10 protein-coding genes are annotated in these 20213 nt (G+C 68.6%); 3 read left to right on the top strand and 7 right to left on the bottom strand.

The genetic code is table 11. The features are described from left to right. Positions 1-116: 116 nt before the first annotated feature. The gene (gene galB, locus BMX85_RS16055; protein WP_143067996.1) at positions 117-2627 is read right to left on the bottom strand and encodes a beta-galactosidase GalB; all 2511 of its coding nucleotides are present in this window, start codon (positions 2625-2627) and stop codon (positions 117-119) included. Between the two features lie 50 nt (positions 2628-2677). Further along, the gene (locus BMX85_RS16060; protein WP_090319942.1) at positions 2678-3409 is read right to left on the bottom strand and encodes a hypothetical protein; all 732 of its coding nucleotides are present in this window, start codon (positions 3407-3409) and stop codon (positions 2678-2680) included. Between the two features lie 189 nt (positions 3410-3598). On the opposite strand from BMX85_RS16060, the gene fhuF reads away from it, so the two are divergent. Then, complete coding sequence (gene fhuF, locus BMX85_RS16065; protein WP_090319945.1) at positions 3599-4390, top strand: siderophore-iron reductase FhuF; 792 nt, start codon at positions 3599-3601, stop codon at positions 4388-4390. Here the strand turns inward: fhuF and BMX85_RS16070 are convergent. The 4 genes from BMX85_RS16070 to BMX85_RS16085 form a co-directional block, all read right to left on the bottom strand. Next, positions 4362-6584: a carbohydrate binding family 9 domain-containing protein gene (locus tag BMX85_RS16070; RefSeq protein ID WP_218147345.1), complete on the bottom strand. Its 2223-nt coding sequence runs from the start codon at positions 6582-6584 to the stop codon at positions 4362-4364. The two genes, fhuF and BMX85_RS16070, sit on opposite strands and share 29 nt — an antisense overlap. Beyond that, positions 6581-8242 (bottom strand): cyclic peptide export ABC transporter, encoded by a 1662-nt coding sequence (locus tag BMX85_RS16075; RefSeq protein ID WP_090319949.1) that lies wholly within the window; start codon positions 8240-8242, stop codon positions 6581-6583. Before BMX85_RS16075 ends, BMX85_RS16070 begins: the two co-directional genes overlap by 4 nt. Positions 8243-8489: 247 nt before the next feature. Continuing rightward, positions 8490-10997, bottom strand: a complete 2508-nt coding sequence (locus tag BMX85_RS16080) for a penicillin acylase family protein (protein WP_090320197.1) — start codon at positions 10995-10997, stop codon at positions 8490-8492. Positions 10998-11020: 23 nt separating this feature from the next. Beyond that, positions 11021-11866, bottom strand: a complete 846-nt coding sequence (locus tag BMX85_RS16085; protein ID WP_090319952.1) for a formyl transferase — start codon at positions 11864-11866, stop codon at positions 11021-11023. A 218-nt stretch (positions 11867-12084) separates the two neighbouring features. On the opposite strand from BMX85_RS16085, the gene BMX85_RS16090 reads away from it, so the two are divergent. Together BMX85_RS16090 and BMX85_RS16095 are read left to right on the top strand one after the other, a co-directional pair. After that, a complete protein-coding gene (locus BMX85_RS16090) occupies positions 12085-13377 on the top strand; it encodes a lysine N(6)-hydroxylase/L-ornithine N(5)-oxygenase family protein (RefSeq protein WP_090319955.1) in 1293 nt (430 codons plus the stop codon). 190 nt (positions 13378-13567) lie between these two features. Continuing rightward, the gene (locus BMX85_RS16095; protein WP_090319958.1) at positions 13568-15727 is read left to right on the top strand and encodes a TonB-dependent siderophore receptor; all 2160 of its coding nucleotides are present in this window, start codon (positions 13568-13570) and stop codon (positions 15725-15727) included. A 55-nt stretch (positions 15728-15782) separates the two neighbouring features. On the opposite strand, the gene BMX85_RS16100 is transcribed toward BMX85_RS16095, so the two are convergent. Continuing rightward, positions 15783-20213 (bottom strand): non-ribosomal peptide synthetase (locus BMX85_RS16100; protein ID WP_143067997.1); only part of this gene is annotated, 4431 nt, incomplete at its 5' end.

A 20213-nucleotide genomic window follows, 5' to 3' on the forward strand; every position in this document is an offset into this window, starting at 1 on the left:
CAGGCGTTCCCAGCCGCGCGATGATCAACAACGAAAAATCCGGCCGGCGGCAGCGATACGGTCGGGGCCGTGTCGCAATGACAGACTTGACCCCGGGGTGTGGACTCGGAAGGTGGCTACGGTTTGCTGCGCAGCTCGACCTTGGCGCTGGCTAGCCCGTCGCTGGTGGCGGTGACGACGATCTTGCCGCCCTGCCCGGCCTTAGCACGCACGATCGCCAACGCCAGGCCGTTGAACGCGGGCCGCTCCGGCGATTGGAACGATACATGGCTGGTGGCGTCGCCATTGTCGGTGGCGACCAGCTCGGCCGGGCCGGTGACGGTGAACTTCACTTTGTTGTGCGAGCGCGGCACCGCCAGCCCGTCCTTGTCGGCGATCGTCAAGGTGACGAACGACAGGTCCTTGCCGTCGGCGCTCAGCGCGTCGCGGTCGGCGGCCAATGTCAGCTTGGCCGCCGCGCCGGTGGTGCGCACCGTGTCCTCGGCCCACTGCTTGCCCTGCTTGTAGACCACCGCCTTCAATGTGCCGGGCTTGTACACCACGTCGTCCCAGCGCAGGCGGTAGTCGCGCGGGCCGCGCTTCTTGCGGCCCAGCGATTGGCCGTCGAGGAACAGCTCCGCTTCGTCGCCCGACGTGTACAAGTGCACCGGCGTGACCTGCCCCACCCGCTCCGGCCAGTTCCAGTGCGGCAGCAGATGCGCCATCGGCAGCTCCGGCCGCCAGCGCGCCTGGTACAGATAGAAACGGTCCTTCTTGAAACCGGCCAGGTCGACGATGCCGAAGTACGAGCTGCGCGACGGCATCTTGATTTTGCGAAGCTCGGCCAACTCCCTGGCGGCCTGCTGCTGCGCCGCCGGATCGGTGAAGTTGAAGACATTGGTGGCGTCGTCGTTGTACGGCGTCGGCTCGCCCAGGTAGTCGAAGCCGGTCCAGACGAACTCGCCGGCCACGAAGGGGTTGTTGTCGATCCCGGCGAATTCGACGTCCGGCGACCAGGCCCACGGCGGCGCCGTCAAGTCGTAGCTGCTGACCTGGAAGTTGAACGCGCCCTTGGTCTTGTCGTCGCTGACGGGGAAGAAGTATTCGCCGCGCGAGCTGACGGTGGACGAGGTTTCGCTGCCGTACAGCGGCAGGTGCGGCGCGCTCTGGTGCAGACGGCCATACTCGGCCGGCTTGTAGTTGTAGCCGAACACGTCGATGGCGGTCTGGAAGCCGTCATAGCCGGAGTTGATCTTGTTGAAGCCGGCCGTGGTCGGACGCGACCGGTCCTCGCTGCGGACGATGTCGGCCAGGTGGACCGCAACCTTCCAGCCTTCCGGCTGCCCCTGCTCCATGATCTCGTTGCCGATGCTCCAGGCGATCACGCTCGGATGGTTGCGGTCGCGTTGGACCATCGCGCGCAAGTCTTTTTCGTGCCAGGCGTCGTACAAGGTGGCGTAGTCGTTCTTGGTCTTGGGGATGCGCCAGGCGTCGAACGCCTCGACGATGATCAGCATGCCCCTGCGGTCGGCCAGCTCGAGCAGCTCGGGCGCCGGCGGATTGTGCGTGGTGCGGATGGCGTTGACGCCCATTTCCTGCAAGATCTCGAACTGGCGCTCCAGCGCGCGCACGTTCAGCGCGGCGCCCAGCGCGCCCAAATCGTGGTGCTGACTGACGCCTTGCAGCATGACGCGCTCGCCGTTGAGCAGGAAGCCGCGCGCCGCGTCGAAGGCGATGGTGCGCACGCCGAACGGCGTTTCGACCACGTCGACCACCTGGTCCTTGGCCGTGACGGTGGTGACGGCGACATAGCGCTTCGGCGCGCGCAGGCTCCACAGTTGCGGGCGCGCCAGTTGCAGCGACTGCGCCAGGATCGCCTGCTTGCCGGCCGCGATCTTGGCGGCGGCCGAGGCGGCGGTCTGCGCCAGCGCGGCGCCGGTGCGGCGGCCGGCCGCGTCCAGCGCGTAGACGGCGGTGCTGACCTTGGCCTCGGCGTCGCCGCCCTGGTTGTCCAGGGTCGCGCGGATCTCGACGGTGGCGGCGTCGGCGCTCACGGTCGGCGTCAGCACGAAGATGCCGTTGTTGGCCACGTGCAGCGGCGTCGTTTTGACCAGCCAGACGTTGCGGTAGATACCGCCGCCCGGATACCAGCGCGACGACTCCTCCGGATTGTCGATGCGCACCGCCAGCACGTTTTGCGCGCCCGGCTTCAGATACGGCGTCAGCTCCAGCCGGAACGACGAGTAGCCGTAGGGCCAGCCGCCAACCTTCTGCCCGTTGAGGAACACGGTGGCGTGCGACATCGCGCCGTCGATATCGATGAACACCCGGCGCCCGGCGTCGCTGGCGGGCGCCGCGAAGTGCTTGCGGTACCACGCCACGCCCCACCACGGCAACTTGCCGGTCTCGCCCGCGTACTCCTGCTTGAACGGGCCTTCGATGCCGAAGTCGTGCGGCAGATCGAGCTTGCGCCAGCGGCTGTCGTCGAACGCCGCGTCGCCGCCGGCGCCCGGCGGCTCGCCCTTGATGAAGCGCCAGTCGGCATTGAAGGAAATCCGCTCGCGCACGGCGCGTTCGTCCGCGTGGGCGGGGGCGTTCAGGCTGAAGGCGACGGCGGCGAGCATCAACAGGTAGCGTAAATATCTCATAGGGTCCGTTTGAAGAGTCGATGGATAAAAGCGTGGTGCCGGGGTGAAACTTATTTATTTAGCAGCGTCAGCGACAACTCCCAGTCCGCGCGCCAGGCATACAGAAAATCATGCGTGGCGAAAGCCTTTTTCAGGCGCGGAACAGGAACGCGGTATACCTCGTTCAAGCCCAGCGCCAGCGTCACGGGATTCCAAAGGGTGTTGTGCTTGTTCTTCTTGCCTTTGCCGCCGCTGCCTTTGACGCGGGCGCCATCGTCGCCGAAGATGCCGATGCCGTCGTCGAGCGACTGCGCCAGATCGAGCCTGGCCAGGCCGTCGAAGGCGGCCAGTATCTCGTCGCGGCCGACGCCGTCCCGCGATTCCTTCACGCCCTCGGTCTTGACCGGTTGCGGTTCCGCCTCGCGCTTGAGCCGGGCGGCCAGTTGCTCCAGCTCCTTCTTCAGAAAGCGCAGCTCGTGCAGCGCACGCCGGAAACCGGGTGGCGGCAGCTTGGCGACGATCTTGTAGGCATCCTTGGTGATGGTGATGAGCACGTCCTCGCTGCCGGCGGCCAGCCGCGCGGTATCGCCCTCGAAGAAGATCGGCGCCGCGTAGCCGCCGTTGGCGTCGCCGAACAGCTCGGGATAGGCGGCGTCGTAGTCGAGCCATACGTACGGCGTGACGCCACTCTCGATCAGGCGCGCCAAGGTCCAGGGCGCGTCGCCCACGCCCTGCTGGCCTAGCCACTCGCAGGCTTGTTCGGTGGTGGCACGGAAAGGTAATGTCGGACTGGTGGACGTCATCGGGTTGGCCTGGCGCCATCTTTGGCTTAATGGAAACTTTTGAATTATAGAGCAGCCAGAGAAACATTAATCGTTTTCCTTCCGCGGCGCCTAAACACCGGTGCTTTCCAAACGTCTAACGGACATGGATATTTTCGCCCCGGCCGCGCTGGCCGCCCCCTCGTCCGCGCCGCGCGGCGCCGGCTTGCCGTGATCGGCTTGCTCGCCCCCATATTCCGTGGCGCGCTCGCGCCGCACGGCGAGGCGCTGGTCTGCGGCCCGCCGCCGGCCTGGGCGATTCCTGTCGCCGCCCTCACCCGCGCCGACGGCCCGCTGCAAGGCATCCTCGTCCGCTATGCCGACCACCTGGGTGGCGGCGAGGATCTGCGCCCGGTCGCATCGCTATGGAGCCTGGCCTATCTGCGCGCGCTGCTGCCGCCGATGGTCGCCGCCGCCAGCGTGCTGCGGCACGGCTTTCCGGCGACCGCCGCCGAGGTCTGGCTGGAGCTGGACCCGCATCGCGAACCGCTGCGTTTTTACATCGCCCACGAAGGCGCCTCCCGGGCCGGCACCGATACCCAAGCCCGCTACGCGCCCCTGCTGCAACATCATCTGGAACCGCTGTTCGCCGAACTGAGCCGGATATCGGGGCTGCCGCGCAAGGTCCTGTGGGGCAATGCCGCGCGCTGCCTGGAGCCGGTGTTCGACCAGGCGCTGGCGATGCTGGGGCCGGTTCCCGCGCTGCTTGACGATCGCCGGCAGCTACTTGAGCTGCCGCTGTGGAATCAATGTGGCGAGCCGGCCGCCGTCGCAAACCATCCGAATCCGCTGTATCCCCGCCTGCGCGCCCAGGCCCACTTCACCCCGGCCGAGGCGGCCAATCTGCATCGTCAATGCTGCCTGCAGTATCTGCTGCCGCAAACCGGCTATTGCGGCGCCTGCCCGCTACGGCCCGCGCCCGCGCTTTCGGCCGCTACCGCTCAAGATTCCACACCAGCTTGAGCATGGCGCGGGTCTGGCCGGGCAGCGTGTCGCGCCGCTCGCCCGTGTAGCCGAGGCGATCGAGCGAGAAGATCAGCTCCCGGTCCGCCGCCCACAGCCAGCGCACGCGCGCGCTTACGCCCAACTCCTGCGAGACGTTATCCCACTGCAGCAGCAGGCTCTCGGCCATGCGCGTGCTGGGCGTGTGATCGAGGCGCAAGGTCGCCATGCGCACGGTGAAGCTGCCCGACGGCAGGCGGATGGCGTTGCGCGTCAATCCCGCGCGCCAGCCCCAGCGCGCGCTGGGCTTCCACGTCAGCGTCACGCTCTGGTCCTGGCGGCGTCCGTCGTAGTAGCCGCCGCCGCGCACGTCCGCGTACGCCGACAGCGGACGCGAAGGCGACGTCTCCATATAGCCGTAAAGATAGTGCCAACTGTAGTCGCCGGGCTGGATGAGCACGCCGGGCACGGGGCTGTACGCGGCGGCCAGGCGGTCGGTTTCGTAAAACGCTTCGGCCAACACCGTGTCGCCGGAAGCGGCGGTGTAGGCGAGTTCCGGATTGAGCATCAGCGAGCGTTCGCTGCCGTCCTGTTTGCGGCGGAAGTTCCAGTCGATGCCCGGAATCACGCTCTCGCCGGAGCCGGTGCGGTGCCACCAGCCGAGCGTGCCCTCGCCGCGCGTCACATCGGACTCGGCCAGATAGCCGAGCGCCGGATTGAAGTTGGCGCCGATGCGTTGCACGTGGGCCGAGCCGTTCAGGCCGACATTCGGATAGTCGATGCTGGCGCCCCAGGCGCGTCCCGTGCCCAGGCCGGCGTTGCGCGACTCCAGCGCCCATGCGTGCGCCTCCAGCGTCTTGCCGCCACCCGCTCCGCCCGGCGGCGTCCAGTCGCTGTCGCGAAACTGGTAGTCGACGCCGTGGGTGCCGCTGCCGCCCGTGCCTTCCGCGTTGCCGCGCGTGAGCATCATGCCGACCCGGTGGCGGCTGTCGAGCGGACGCGCCAGCCGCACCACCGCCACGTCGGCGGCCCGCTGGTCGGGCTGGTCCGGCGCGGTGGCGCCGCCGGCCACGCGCGCGGCCAGCAGGCCGAAGTCGGCGCCGGCCGCCTGGCCGGAAAACTTCAGGCCGGCGTCCAGGCTGCGCCCGCGCCCGGTGGCGTCCAGCCCCACCCGGCGCGAGTAGTACGGCACCACGGCGCCGTCGACCAGGCCGCCGAAGGTGTAGCGGCCGGCGTCGTGCAGGAAGAACTCCCGTTTTTCGGGCCGGAACAGCTCGAAGCGCGTCAGATTGATGGCGCGCTCGTCGGCCTCGGCCTCGCCGAAATCGATGTTCAGCGCGGCCGTGGTGCGCAAGCCGCCCTCGCTTTCGTGGAACAGTTCCAGGCCCGGCTCCAGACGCCGCCGCGTGCGGCCCGTGCCCGAGGCGGCCGACGATTCGGCGGTGGCGCGCAGCGAGCCCTTCATGCGCAGTCCCCAGCCGTCCTGGGCGGCGACGATGGCCGGCATCGGCAGCGCGTCGCCCAGCGAGTAGACCTCTTTATCGGGCTGGATGCCGGCCAGGCGCACACGCTCGCTGCCACGCGGCATCCAGCGCTCGGCGTTGACGCGCCACTGACGAAGCCCGTCCGCGCCGACGGGCCGGCCACGGCCGAACACCGACAACGGTATCGTGATGTCGGCGCTCCAGCCATCGATCTCGATGCGGGCCTCGCTGCGCCACAGGGCGTCCCAGTCGAAGCGCATGCGGCCGCCGTCGAAGATCAGGGCGTCGAACTGCGCGCCGTTGGGGTTGACCGCGAACAGGTAGCCGTTGCGGCCGTCGCCCTCCGGATCGAACACCAGCGTGACGCGGTCCTCCTGCAGCATGCCCTCGACGTCGCGCCGCATCTGCTGCGCCACGATACTCGACGGCATGGAGTCGTAGGCGCGCACGTGGACGTACAGGGACTTGGCGTCGTGCGCCAGCCGCAGCTCGGTGCGCCGGCTCGGCGCGGCCCCGGCGACCGGCGCCACCTGCACGAAGCCATCGATGACCGTCGCGCCGACCAGCGCGGGGTTGCCACCGCCACCGCCACCGCCATTGCCTGCGCCACCGCCCGCCGCCGGCAAGGAAAGCGCGGCCGGCAGCGCCTCGGCCGCGGCGAAAGCGGCCGATGGCACGGCGGCCAGCGCCGCCACGAACCGGGCGGCGCTGGCCAGACCACGGCGCGTCATGCGACGGCGGAGAGGTCGAGCGGCGGCGCTTCGACGGGCGCGCGGCCGGCCGGTGTCTCCACCGCCACCACCTGGCCGTTCTCCATGCGGATCAAACGGTCGGCCAGATGGAAATAGCGGTCGTCGTGCGAGATCACCAGCAGCGATTTGCCTTTGGCGCGCAGCTCGGGCAGCAGTTCGCGGTAGAACACTTCCTTGAACACCGGGTCCTGGTCGGCTGCCCACTCGTCGAACACGATGAAGGGACGGTCCTCCAGATAGGTCACGGCCAGCGCCAGCCGCTTGCGCTGCCCCTGCGACAGCGCGCGCGTGGTGAAGGCGCCGTCGCGCACCTGCACTTTGTGCTGCAGGTGCAGCTTCTCCAGCAACGCGTTGCCCTGCGCGTCCAGCTGGCCGGACGGCGCCTGCAGGATCTGCTCGAACAAATGGAAGTCCGGGAACACGGTCGAGAAAGTCTGGCGGTAGGTATCGCGGTTGGCGTCGCCTATCGTCTCGCCGTTCAGCTGAACCGAGCCGATCTCCGGCCGGTACAAGCCCACTAGCAGCTTGGCCAGCGACGTTTTGCCGCTGCCGTTGCCGCCCACCAGAAAGGTGATCTGGCCCGGCTGGAACACCAGGTCGACCGGCCCCAGGGTGAACACCTCGTCGGCGCTCTCGCTGTAGTAGCGGTGGCACACGCCCTTGAGCACCAGGCTTTGCAACGGCGCCGACGGCCCTTCGGTGGCCTCGTCCTCGGTGTGTTCGAGCTCGCGGGTAATCTCGTCGATGCGCGCGCCCGAGGACTTGGCCATGTTCGCGCGCGGCAAGGTCATCAACAGTCCCTCCAGCGGCCCGACCATGTACAGGAACACCAGCACGAAACCGGTCATGACGCGGGCGCGATCGCCGACGTCGCCCACCAGCGCGAACAGCACCAGGCCGATGAAGCCGAAGATCAGGAATTTTCCCCACGCCGACGACACCAGGAACACCGACATGCCGAGCGTGCGCTCGCGCCTGACGAATTCGATCGATTGATCCAGGACCTCGTCGGCGAAGCGGCGCCGCTTGGCCGCGTGCAGCCGCAGCTCCTTGGCGCCGTCGACCAGCGAGCGGAAATGATCGAACAGCCGGTCCTGCTCGCGCGCGGCGATGTCCAGATGGCGGATCGCCCACACGTGCGCCATGTGATAGCCGAGCGAACCGAGTCCGATCACCGCCACGGCCGCCAGGAACACCTGCCACGACAGCCACGCCATATAGATCAGACAGCCGGAGACGGCGACGAAGTTGACCACGATGGTCGGGAAGCTGACGAAGAAGTCGGCGACCCGCGTGCTATGCTCGGACAAGGCCGAATGCACCTTGGGCGCGCCGACCTCCTCCAGGCGGCGGTAATCGGCGGCGAGCACGCGCGCCGAAATGAAGCGCCGCAGGTTGGCGTGGGCGCTCTGGTTCAAGCGTTCAAACAGCACCGACGACACCATGGTGCTGAGCATCGCCGCCACGGCGAAGGCGGCGAAGCGCCAGGCCACGACGGTGCGCTGGGCCTCGGTGTCGGCCATCAGGGCGGCATTGATCTGGGTCAGCACCAGCACGCTGCAAACGCCGGCGACGATGCTGGCCAGCGCGGCGGCGATCATCAGGTTGCGCGACTGTCGTATCAAATAGGTAAGCAAGACGGTTTCACCTTCAAAAAATATAAATCGGACGGCGCGCTTCGCCCCGTCCCGGGACACACCATCAAGACGTGGCGGCGCAACGTTTGTTTAGCGGTCAAAGCACGCCGGGTCAGCACCCGGGGTCAGCACCCGGGGTCAGAGCCGACATTCGGACATTTTTGAACTTTTGCCAACCCAAAAAGTTCGGCAAACTCTGGATTTGTCCGAATGTCGGACCTGACCCCGTGGGTGCATGGCTTGTTCACTAACGCGACGGCGGCAGCACCAGCCGCGTGAGGCCGGGGTCGCGGGCGATCTCCGCTTCCCGGAACGGGAAACGCAGCCACTCCTTGCGCGCGTACCGCGCCACCGGCGCCGCGCCCCGGCCGCCGTCGACCGCCGTTTCATCGAGGCCGTGCGCCAGCAGCGTGTGCGCCTGCACCCCGGCGGCGTCGAAACGCACCACCTGCATGTAGCTGTTGGCGTGCGAATCCGGCCCCAGCGCGCTGGCGCCGTCGGAATTGCAGGCGATGGCGAAGTAGCCGTCCGCCCCACAGCCGCCGAACATCGGCAAGCGCTTGCCGCCACTGTTCACATAACGCCGCTCGCCCAGCGCCGCATCCGGCGACCAGCCCTTGGCGCCGAAGTCCAGCACAGTCGCCGCCAGCGCCTGGGCGGCCCGCTCCCCGCCCGTGCGCAGCTCGCGCGGCGTCTCCAGCGGAGCGCCGTCGGCGAAGGCGACGCCGTAGCGTTCCGCCTCCGGTATCTTTTGCAGGCGCCCCCAGAAGGCTTCCCACAGCAGCGCGCCGCGATCGCCGGCATCGCCCTTGTTCGCCCATTGCCGCAGTGTCGCGCAAGCTTTGCCGATGTCGACGTCGCCGGCCGGGGCATCCTCCTCCACGCCGGCCGCCTTGCGCGCCGCCGCATCCAGCGCCACCATGGGCTGCGCGCAGGCCTGCGCCAGCGCCTGTTCCTTGAACAGTTCGGCCGAATACACCCTCGCGTCCAGCACATCGCGCATCACGCGCCGGCCCAGGGTCTCGGCCGGCGCGCCCGCGCGCAGCAGATCGAGCGCCATCCGGTGGCCCAGCCGTCCGCGCAACGCCAGCGGCTTGCGTTCGCCGCCGAGCACCGTGGGATAGCCCTCCAGCGGCCGGCGCGCGTTGCTGAGCCAATAGCTGTCGTTCATGTTCGCCACATAGTCGTCGCGCAGCAGCCATGGCAGAGCGTCGGCCGTCATCGCGCCCGGCTGCGCGGCCGCCGGATCGACGCGCCAGTCGCACGCCGCGCGGCTGCCGTCGAGCACCGGCGTGTGAGGATCGAGCTTGGCGAAGCCGGCCGCCAGCGGCGTTGCGCACGATGCGCGCAACGCGTCGGACGCGTTCGGCACGGCGCCGATGTCGCCGTACCACACCCTGCCGTCGCCGCGGCCGATCGCCACCGTGTTCACCCATGGCAGCGCCGCCTCGCGCCGCTGGATGGCGATGAACTCGTCCAGCGACGTCGCCTGGTTCCACGCGAAGTAATTGCGGAAGATGCGGAAATTGTCGGCGTTGACATCCCGGATCGCCATCGCGTGCCGCTCACCCCAGGCGAAGGCGGGGTTGTAGCCGCCGAGATCGAGCACCAGCCCGTGGCGCGTGCGGTAAAAGGTACGGGTGAGCCGCCGCGCCTTGCCGTCGTCGCCGCGCACGTCGACGCCGATCTCGCGGGTCGTCATCGCTTCGCTGGCGCCGTCGACCAGATAGCGGGCCGGATCGGCCGGGTCGAGCGCCACGTCGAACAGGCCGAAGCGGCGCGCCGCCGACACAGTGTGGCTCCACGCGACATGGTCGTTAAAGCCGAGCATGATGATCGGCACGCCGAGGAAGGTGGCGCCGGCCACGTCCAGCCGGCCCGGCAACGTCAGGTGCATCTGGTAAAAGCGGTCGGGTCCGCCCCAAAACCAGTGCGGATTGCCGAACAGCACCGCCTCGTCGTCGCCGGTGGCCTCGCGGCCCAGCGCGAACATATTGCTGCCCAGCCCGGGCTGGTCGCCGATGCTTTGCGCCAGCAGACTGCGCAACTGCGCGTCGTCGGCCGGCGCCGGCGTGGCGTCCGCAGCGGCCGTGTTGTCGGACTTGGCCGGCTTGGCGTTGGCGATTTCGGTAACGAACCTGGCGTAGCCGGCCGCGATCTGGGCCGCATACATGCGCCGGTAAATATCGTCGGCGCCTATGTCGCGCACCCATGGCTGCTTCAGGCAGGTGCGGCCGGCCGGGCGCTGGCGGCCCTTGCGGACGTCGGCCAGATAACGGTTGTAGCCCGCCGCAAAACCATCGACCAATTCATTTAGCGCGGGAGGATTGCTGGCGCGATAGCGCGCCACCATCGCCTCGTCGGCCTGGGCGCGGAAGAAGAAGTCCAGGTCGATGTTCTTCGGCCGGCCGAAGGTCGAGTTGCGTGCGGGTTTGCCGTCGGCGCCGAAGAACCAGGCGCGCCGGCCCTCGTAGGTGACGAAGGCCTCGGCCAGGGTGCACAGCGCGTCCTGCGCCTGCACATAGCCGGCGCCGACGCCGAGTTCGCGCCAACTGTCTGCGCGCACATGGGGAATGCCGTCGGTGGTGCGCCGTATCTCGACGCCTTGTATGCCGCCGCCACCTTGCTTGCCGGGGGCCTTTGCCAGCGCCTCCGGCGCCTCCGGCGCCGCCGCGTGCTGCCTGGCATGCGCCGCCGGGGCCAGTGCCAGGCAGCCCAGCGACAGGGCCCACAACGCATAGCGCGCCTTCCGCATGGCGACTCGCCGGCGCGCGCGTTTCATCGAGCGCCGCCGGGAGTGATACCCGCCATGATTTCCAACCCTTGCGACAGCGCCGGGAACAAACTGCGGTTGAAGTTATTCCAGCGCAGCTCCAGGATCGTGTCCTCCGGCGAGATGTCGGTCCCCAGCACGTCGTGAATCACCTCGCCCGAATCGATGCCGTTGTCGACGTAGTGGAACGAGGCGCCGGTCTTCGCCGCCACCGGCACCTCCACCGTCTCCATGGTGCGCCAGTCGACCACCTTGCGGCCCTGCGCGCCGTGCAGCGCGTCGAGCGTGGCGTAGGCGCCGCGCCGCTCGTAGGGCGACTCGATGCGGGTGATCCCGGGATGGATGTTGACGATTTTTCGGTGGTAGTGCGCGCCGGGCCGTACCAATTCATCGAGGATGACGATCAGGCCGTCCAGCACCACCAGCTCCGCGTCCAGGGTCAGCAAGCGGTCGAGCAGACGCGCCTCGAAGACGCTTTTGCCGGCCGCGCGCTCGGCGCCGGCGTCCAGCGGCAGGCGGCGGTAGGTCGACGGAATCGCGCACAGCAAATCGTTGACGCGGCGCCCGCCGATCTCCAGCTCCGGTGGATAGAACCACTGGCCGTCCGGCTGGTAGGCGAAACCGTACTCGCCAACCTTCTCGCGGTCGCGCGCGGAATCCTTGTCGTCGTCGTAGATGACCGCCTCGAGCGAGTACGCCTCGCCCAGCGCGGTGCCGTTCATGGCCTCGGCCAGGTATTCGAGCGGCGACTTCATGTAGCGCCGTTCTCCCTTGTAATCGATGTACTGCCCGGCCTTGTCGGCCGCCGCATTCCTCAAGGACCAGATATAAACCAGCTTCGTCTTTGCCATTTGTGCGCCATCACCGTGAAATTGGAAAATGGCCGGTTTGACCGCGCGCGGCGGTCCCGGCCCCGCATACAAGACGCGCCACCGCGACAAATGTTTAGTTTGCGCGAAGTGCTAAACAAAGGGCCGCCGCCAGCGTCTAGCAACCACAGACCGGCACAAATCGACGCCGGCGATCGCGCCCGGGGGGCGCCACCACATAACCATTACAGGAGTGCGGCATGCTCATTCATGACCTCATCGGCATCGGCTTCGGCCCGTCCAACGTCGCGCTGGCGATCGCGCTGGACGAGCAGCGCCAGGCCGGGGCCAAAATCAACGCGCAGTTCATCGAACGCCAGCACGGCTTCCACTGGCATCCGAACATGCTGCTGGACCACTCGCATATGCAGATCTCCTTCCTCAAGGACCTGGTCACCATGCGCAATCCGGCCAGCCCCTTCACCTTCGTCAACTACCTGCACCAGAAGGGACGCCTGCACGATTTCATCAATCTCAAGACCTTCTTCCCCAGCCGGCACGAGTTCAGCGACTATTTCGCCTGGGCGGCGGCGCAGTTCGACGACCTGTGCGTCTACGGCGAGGAGGTGTTCGAGGTGCTGCCGGAGCAGCGCGACGGCGCGGTGACGATGCTGCGCGTGCGCTCGCGCACGACCGGCGCGGCGGACGGCCCGGTGCGCGAGCGCCTGACGCGCAGCCTGGTCGTCAGCGTGGGCGGCACGGTCAACGTGCCGGAAGCCTTCCTGCCATTCAAGGACGACCGACGTATCTTCCACTCCCACAGCTACCTGCAAAGCATCGCCGCCAACGCGGACGCGCGCAACATCGCCGTCATCGGCGCCGGTCAGAGCGCGGCCGAAATCTTCATGGACCTGCACGGTCGCCCCAACGCACCCCGGGTCGACCTGGTCATGCGGGCGCGCGCCATCAAGCCGGCCGACGACAGCCCCTTCGTCAACGAGGTGTTCAATCCCGATTTCGTCGACCACATGTTCAGCCGCTCGCCGTCCGAACGCAGCGACATGCTGCGCGAATTCCGCCACACCAACTACGCCTGCCCGGACATGGACCTGATCCAGCAAATCTACAAGGTGTTCTACGAGCAGAAGGTGGCCGACAGCGAACGCCATCGCTTCCTGCGCCGGCACGAGATCCGCTCGGTGCGCGCGGACGCCGACGGCATCCAGCTGACACTCCACGACAACAACCACCAGCGCACCGTCACCAACCGCTACGACGCGGTGGTGCTGGCCACCGGCTACCAGCGCGCCCACCACAAGACGGTGCTGGCGCCGCTGGCGCGCTGGCTGGGCGAGGTCGAGACCGACCGCGACTACCGGGTCCGCACCCCGGCCGACTTCCACCCGGCCATCTTCCTGCAGGGCGCCAGCGAGGCCTCGCACGGCCTGAGCGACACCTTGTTATCGGTCACCGCCGTGCGCACCGGCGAGATCGGCAGGGCCCTGCTGGCCGCGCAGCCGGCCCAGCGGCGCGAGGCCGCCGGCGCGCTGTAACACCGCCCGCCACCGCTGCCCGCGCGGGATCAGGCGACTGATCCCGCGCTTTTTTGCGTCCCCCTAAACAAATCGCGCGCCGGAACGTCTACTAGGCGAACTGGCGGCTTTCCGCTTTAAAGTTTCCAAAACTGCAACATCGCCATTCCGGCTTGTTTTACCCACCTTATTTATGTGTGAGTTCATCGATATGCACCGACAAGAAATGCCCGGCACCCAATTGACCCCGATCGCCCGCGCCCTGGGCGCAGGCCTGTTCGGCCTGCTCTTCAGCGCCGCCGCCGGCGCCGCCGACACGCCGCCCCCGCCCCAGCCCGACAGCGCCCTGCCCACCATCCACGTGGTCGGCGAGCAGGAAACGGCGACCGGCGCGGTGGCCGGCTACGCCGCCAAGCGCAGCGCCACCGGCACCAAGACCGACACCCCGATCATCGAGACGCCGCAGTCGATCACCGTGATCGGCGCCGAGCAGATCGACATGCTCAAGGCCCGCACCATCGCCGAGGCGCTGGGCTATTCGGTGGGCGGCACGCTGCGTCCCGAACGCACCGGCGACGAGATCACGCTGCGCGGCTTCCAGCTGCTGTCGACCTTCCGCGACGGCACCAACTACCAGGTCAACCGCTTCGACGGCCAGCAGGAGGTCTACGGCCTCGAACGCATCGAGGTGCTCAAGGGCGCCTCCTCGATCCTGTACGGCATGTCCTCGCCCGGCGGCGTGCTCAACACCGTCAGCAAGCGTCCGACCGCCGAAACCTTGCGCGAGTTGAACGTCGAAGTCGGCTCCTTCGACCGCAAGCAGGTCTCGGGCGACTTCGCCGGCGCCCTCACCGAGGACGGCGTCTGGACCTACCGCCTGACCGGCCTGCAGCGCGACAGCGGCGCCTTCATCGACTACATGCGCGACGACCGCACCTACCTCGCGCCTGCGCTCAAATGGCAGCCGAACGCCGCCACCAGCGTGACCCTGCTGTCCGAGTACCAGCGCGACCGCAGCAACTACGGCGCCGACGACCTGCCGGCGGCCGGCACGCTGCGCCCCAACATCCACGGCACCATCCCGCGCGACCGCTTCACCGGCGAGCCCGATTACGACCACTTCCGCATCAAGCGCTACTCGGTCGGCTACATCGTCGACCACGCATTCAGCGCCAACCTCAAGCTGCGCCACAGCCTGCGCAAGTACCACATGGACCAGGACTGGGCCTCGATCGGCACGGCCGCCGACTATGAAGCCGACCAGCGCAGCATCAAGCGCTTCGCCGAGGACCGCGACGAGCACACCAACCGCCTGAACTCGGACACCTCGCTGCAGTACGACTGGCGCGCGGCCGGCGTCGAGCACAAAACGCTCGTCGGCCTGGACTACACCGAAACCAAGCGCACCAGCGAGCGCTTCGACCGCGCCGTCGGCACCATCGACCTGTACGCGCCGGTCTACGGCGGCGCGCTGGGCCCGGCCGTCTACTCGTACGGCTTCCGCAGCCGCGACAAGCAAATGGGCCTGTACTTCCAGGACCAGATGAAGTTCGCCGACAAGTGGGTGCTGCTGCTGGGCGGGCGCCAGGACTGGGTGCGCCAGACCGAATGCGACTTCAAGAATCCGTCGCTATGCTCGGCCGACCATGAGAAGAGCGATGCCTTCACCGGCCGCGCCGGGCTGGTCTACCTGGCCGACAACGGCCTGGCGCCGTTCGTCAGCTTCAGCCAGTCGTTCGCGCCCACCAGCGGCACGGACCGCAACGGCAACCGCTTCGACCCGACCGAGGGCGAGCAGTTCGAGGCCGGCGTGCGCTACCAGCCCGCCGGCGGCGCGCTGATGCTGTCGGCGGCCACCTACCAGCTCACCCAGGGCAACGTGCTGACCCAGGACCCGCTGGACCGCCGCTACGCGCGCCAGCAAGGCGAGGTGCGCTCGCGCGGCTTCGAACTCGAGGCGCGCGGCCGCATCGGCCGCAACGCCCAGGTGCTCGCCGCCTACACCTACACCGACGCGCGCGTGACCAAGGCCAGCCCGCTGTTCCCCGACCAGGTCGGCGACCGCACCAACGGCGTGCCGTACAACCAGGCGTCACTGTGGGGCGATTACAGCTTCGGCGATTTCGGCGTGCCGGGCCTGAAAATCGGCGCCGGCGCGCGCTACATGGGCGAGACCACCAGCACCTACACCGACGTGGTGGCGCCGGCCTACACCGTGATCGATGCCATGGCCAGCTATAGCACCGGCCCGTGGCGCCTGGCGCTCAATGTCAGCAACCTGACCGACAAGACCTTCTACACCAGCTGCCCGTTCTCCTGCTTCTACGGTGAATCGCGCAACGTGAAGGCGTCGCTCAGCTATCGCTGGTAAGCGCTTTCAAACCACGCATGACAGGGGACCGGCCATCAGGCCGGTCCCCTTTTTTTTACCCCGCCAGACCAGCCAACTCCGCCAGCACCGCCGGATGCGCGACCACCGCGCCGTGGTCGGCGTCGACGCGGCGGTGCGCCACGCGGGCGCCGGCCGGCGCGCCCATCTCGGCGTCGAGCCGCTCGACTACCGACTGCGGTTGCTCCGCGCTCCACCAGCAATGCACAGGCGCGGCCAGCGCGGGCAGCGGCTTGATGGAATTGGCGCCGGCCAGGGTCAGGCAGGCGGCCGCCAGGAATATCCTGACCACCTGCTCCGCCTGCATATCCTGATGGGCGCCGCCGCGCTGCAAGGCCTCCAGCAGCGGCCGGGTCCACTCGACCAGTCCGCGCTCGTCGACCAGCGGATCGTCGACGCCGGCCAGCGCCACCGCCTGCTCGCCGGTCAAGGCCACGCCGCCGGGCAGGAAGCGCGCATACTCGTCCCGCCAATCGGTGCGCACCCAATCGACGCCGTGCGCGGTGGGCACCGACGTGTCGATCAGGCCGACGAACGCCACGACCTGCCCCTGCGCCTCCAGCCGCGCCGCGACCAGCGCCGCCAGCGTGCCGCCCAGCGACCAGCCGAGCAGGCTATATGGCCCATGCAGCTGCACCTCGCGCAGGTAGCCCACGTAGTCATCTGCCATCCGCTCGAGCGATTCGTCGCGGTGCGATGGCTCGTTGAGCGTGCGGCAGGTGATGCCGTAGACCGAACGCCGGCCGTTAAAATGCCGCGCCAGCGGCAGATAGCCCAGCACCGTGCCCAGGCCCGAGTGGAAGCAGAACAGCGGCGGCGCGGCGTCCACCCTGGCGTTCAACCGGGTCACCGGGCTGGCGGTGCCGGCCAGGCCACGGATGGTCGGACGGCTCATCATGGCCTGCAAGGTCAGGCCGGAGGCGGCGGACAGGGCGGCGTGCGCCCTGGCCCGCGCCAGCACCCGCAACGCGGCGATCGAGTCGCCCCCCAGTTCGAAGAAATTGTCGTCCCTTCCGACCCGCTCGACACCGAGCACCTCGGCCCACACGGCGGCCAGCGCCGTTTCGGCCGGGCCTTGCGGCGCCTGGTAGCGTCCCGCACTTTCCTGGCCCGGCTCCGGCAGCGCCTTGCGATCGACCTTGCCGTTGGCGTTCTGCGGCAGCGCCCCCAGCGCCACGATCAGCGACGGCACCATGTAGTCCGGCAGCGCGCGGCCGAGGCGTTCGCGCAGCGCGCCCGGATCGACGGCCTGTCCCGCCTGCGCCGACACATAGCCGACCAACCGCATGCCGGCGGCGCCGCCGTGCGCCACCACCACCGCCTCGCGCACCTCGGGCTGCGCCAGCAACAGCGCCTCGATCTCACCCAGCTCGATGCGGAAACCACGGATCTTGACCTGGTGGTCGATGCGGCCCAGGTATTCGAGCTGACCGTCCGCGCTCCAGCGCACCAGGTCCCCGGTGCGGTACAGGCGCCCGCCGGCGTCGTCGAACGGGTCGGCGACGAAGCGCTCCGCGCTCAGGCCCGCGCGCCCCAGGTAGCCGCGCGCCAGCAAGCCGCCGCCGATGCACAGCTCCCCGGCCACGCCCACCGGCACGCACTGCAGCGCGCCGTCGAGCACCCGCAAGGTGCGTCCCGGCAGCGGCGCGCCGATCGGCATCTGCGCCGGCAACGGCGCCGTGCCGTCGACATACGGCTGGCAATCTATGATGGTGGCCGTCACCGTCGCCTCGGTCGGGCCGTAGGTGTTCAACAGCTTGACGTGCGACAGGCCGGCCTCGCGCCACGCGCGCAATCCTTCCGGCGGCATCGCCTCGCCGCCGGCGTGGAGCTGACGCAGCGCGCCGTAATCGCGCATGCCCTGGCGCGCGAAGTCCTGCGCCAGCAGCAGCCAATAGGCGGTGGTGATGTCGACCACGCTGATGCGTTTGGCGATCAACTCCTGGTGGAAGGTGGCGCTATCCCACAAGGCTGGGCCGCGCAGCACCACCGAAGCGCCGGCCGCCAGCGGCGCGAACAGCTGTTCGATGAAACCGTCGAAATTGAGCGTCGCGAACTGCAGCATGCGGTCGTCACGGGTCAGACCGAAGAAACCGACCGCCACCTGCGCGTGTTCGGCCAGGCCGCGATGGGCGATGCCCACCCCTTTCGGCCGTCCGGTCGAACCGGAGGTGTAGATCACGTATGCCAGGTTGTCGCCATGCAGCGCGACCAACGGATCGTGGTCGCCGCGCGCGGACAGGTCCAGCGTGTCCAGTGCCACCATGCGCAAGCCGTCCACCGCCGGCAGCCGCTCCCGCACCGCCGTTTGCGTCAACAGCAATGCGATGCCGCTGTCGTCGACCATGTAGGCCAGGCGCTCGGCCGGATATTCCGGGTCCAGCGGCACGTAGGCGCCGCCGGCCTTGAGGATCGCCAGCAGGCCGACCACCATCTCGAAGGAACGCTCGACGGCGATGCCGACCTTGTCGTCGGGCCGCACGCCCAGCGCAAGCAGGTGGTGCGCCAGCCGGTTGGCGCGCCGGTTCAGCTGCGAGTAGCTCAGCGACTCGTCGCCGAACAGCAGCGCGGTCGCCAGCGGCGATTCCGCCGCGCGCCGTTCGATCAGGCGGTGCACCGGCTCGTGGTCAGGATGGCGCAGCGTGTTCGCGCCCCATGTCCGCAGGCGCGCCTGCTCCGCCCCGCCCAGGATTTGCAGCTCGCCGGCGGCCTGCAAGGGCCGCTCGGCCAGCGCCTCGACGATGGCGCCGACGGCCGCTTGCACCAACTCGCACAAGCGCATCGCGCCGACGCTCTTGCCGACCTGCGCCACCAGGCCGAAGCCGTCGCCGAAATCGTCCACCGACAGATCGACCGGATAGTTGCTGCGCTCCTCCCCGCCCAGCGCGTGCATGCCTTCCCACGCGGCGATGGAGACGTCCTTGGGGGCGCTGTAACGGTAGTTCAACAGCGCCGAGAACAACGGCGTGCCGCCCGGCAGGCCACTGCAACGCTGGGCCAGCGACAGGCTGGCGTGTTCGTGCGCCAGCAGCCCGGTCAACCCCTCGTGCGTCTCGCGCAGGCTTTGCAGCACGCCGCGCGCGCCCAGCTTGACGCGCAGCGGCAACGTGTTGATGAACATGCCCAGCGCGCGCTCGGCGCCGTCGCCGCCCTGCATGCGGCCGAACAGCACCGTGCCGAACACCACGTCGTCCTTGCCGGTGGCCTTGGACAGCACCAGCGCCCAAGCCAGGTGGAACAGGCTGGCCGCGCCCAGGCCATGGCGGCGCGCCTGCCGGCGCACGGCGTCGGACAGTTCGGCCGTCAACGACAGCCTGGCTTCCTCGACACCGCCGCCGTTGCCCTGCACGTCCAGTAGTCCGAACGGCGCGGTGGGTTCGTCGACGTCGCCCAGCATCTTGGTGAAGAAAGCCTCGTGCTCGGCGGCGCTCACGCCGCGGCGCGCCTGCGCCACAAAGCCGCGGAATGGCACCGGCGCCGGCAACTCGGCGTGGCGCTCCTGCTGGATCAGCGCGATTTCCTCGATGATCAGTTCCAGCGTGGTGTGGTCCAGCACCAGGTGATGGCTCGGCAGCTGCAACAGCCAGCGATCCCGCTCCGCGTCCCGCAATGCCACCGCGCGCAGCATCGGCGCTCGGCGCACGTCGATACGATGATGCAGCGGATCGACGTGCGCGTTCAGCCTCGCGGCCGCGTCGCCGCCCGCCGGTTCCAGCCACTCGACGGCGAGCGCCGCGTGGCGCGCCACCACCTGCACCGGTTCCGCCAAACCTTCCCACAAGACGGCCGTGCGCAAAATATCATGGCGCGCGATGACCTGGTTGAAACTGGCGATGAAACGCTCCAGACGCTGTTTGCTATCAAAGCCCAGCAACAGCGGCGTGACGTAAGCGTCGCTTTCCTCCTGCAGCATATGGTGGAACAAAATCCCTTCCTGCAGCGGCACCAGCGGATAGATGTCCTGGATATTGGCCGCGCCACCGGGCACCGCCGCCTCGATGCGGGCGATCTGGCCGGCGTCGAGGTCGATCAGGGTCACCATCTGCGGCGTGATGCCGCCGCAATCGGCGGGAATCAGGTTCGGCGGCACGGCTACCTCGCCCGCGTGCTCCCGGCGCGCGACCGCCTGCGCGAAGGCCGACAACACCGGTTGCTGGAACAGCGTGCGCACCTGCACCGCCATACCTTGCGCGCGCATGCGTTCGAGCACTCCCAAGGCAAGCAGCGAATGGCCTCCGAGTTCGAAGAAATTGTCATGGCGTCCGACCCGCTGGACGCCCAGCACCCCGGCCCAGATGGCGGCCAGCGCTTCCTCCATTGCCCCTTGCGGCGCCTCGTATTCGCCACTGCTTTCATATTCGGGCTCTGGCAGTGCCTTGCGGTCCACCTTGCCGTTGGAGTTCAGCGGCAGGCCGTCGAGCACCATGATCGCCGACGGCACCATATAGTCCGGCAGCGCCTGGCCGAG

This window comes from Duganella sp. CF517 (genome assembly GCF_900110275.1).
Lineage (GTDB): Bacteria > Pseudomonadota > Gammaproteobacteria > Burkholderiales > Burkholderiaceae_D > Rugamonas.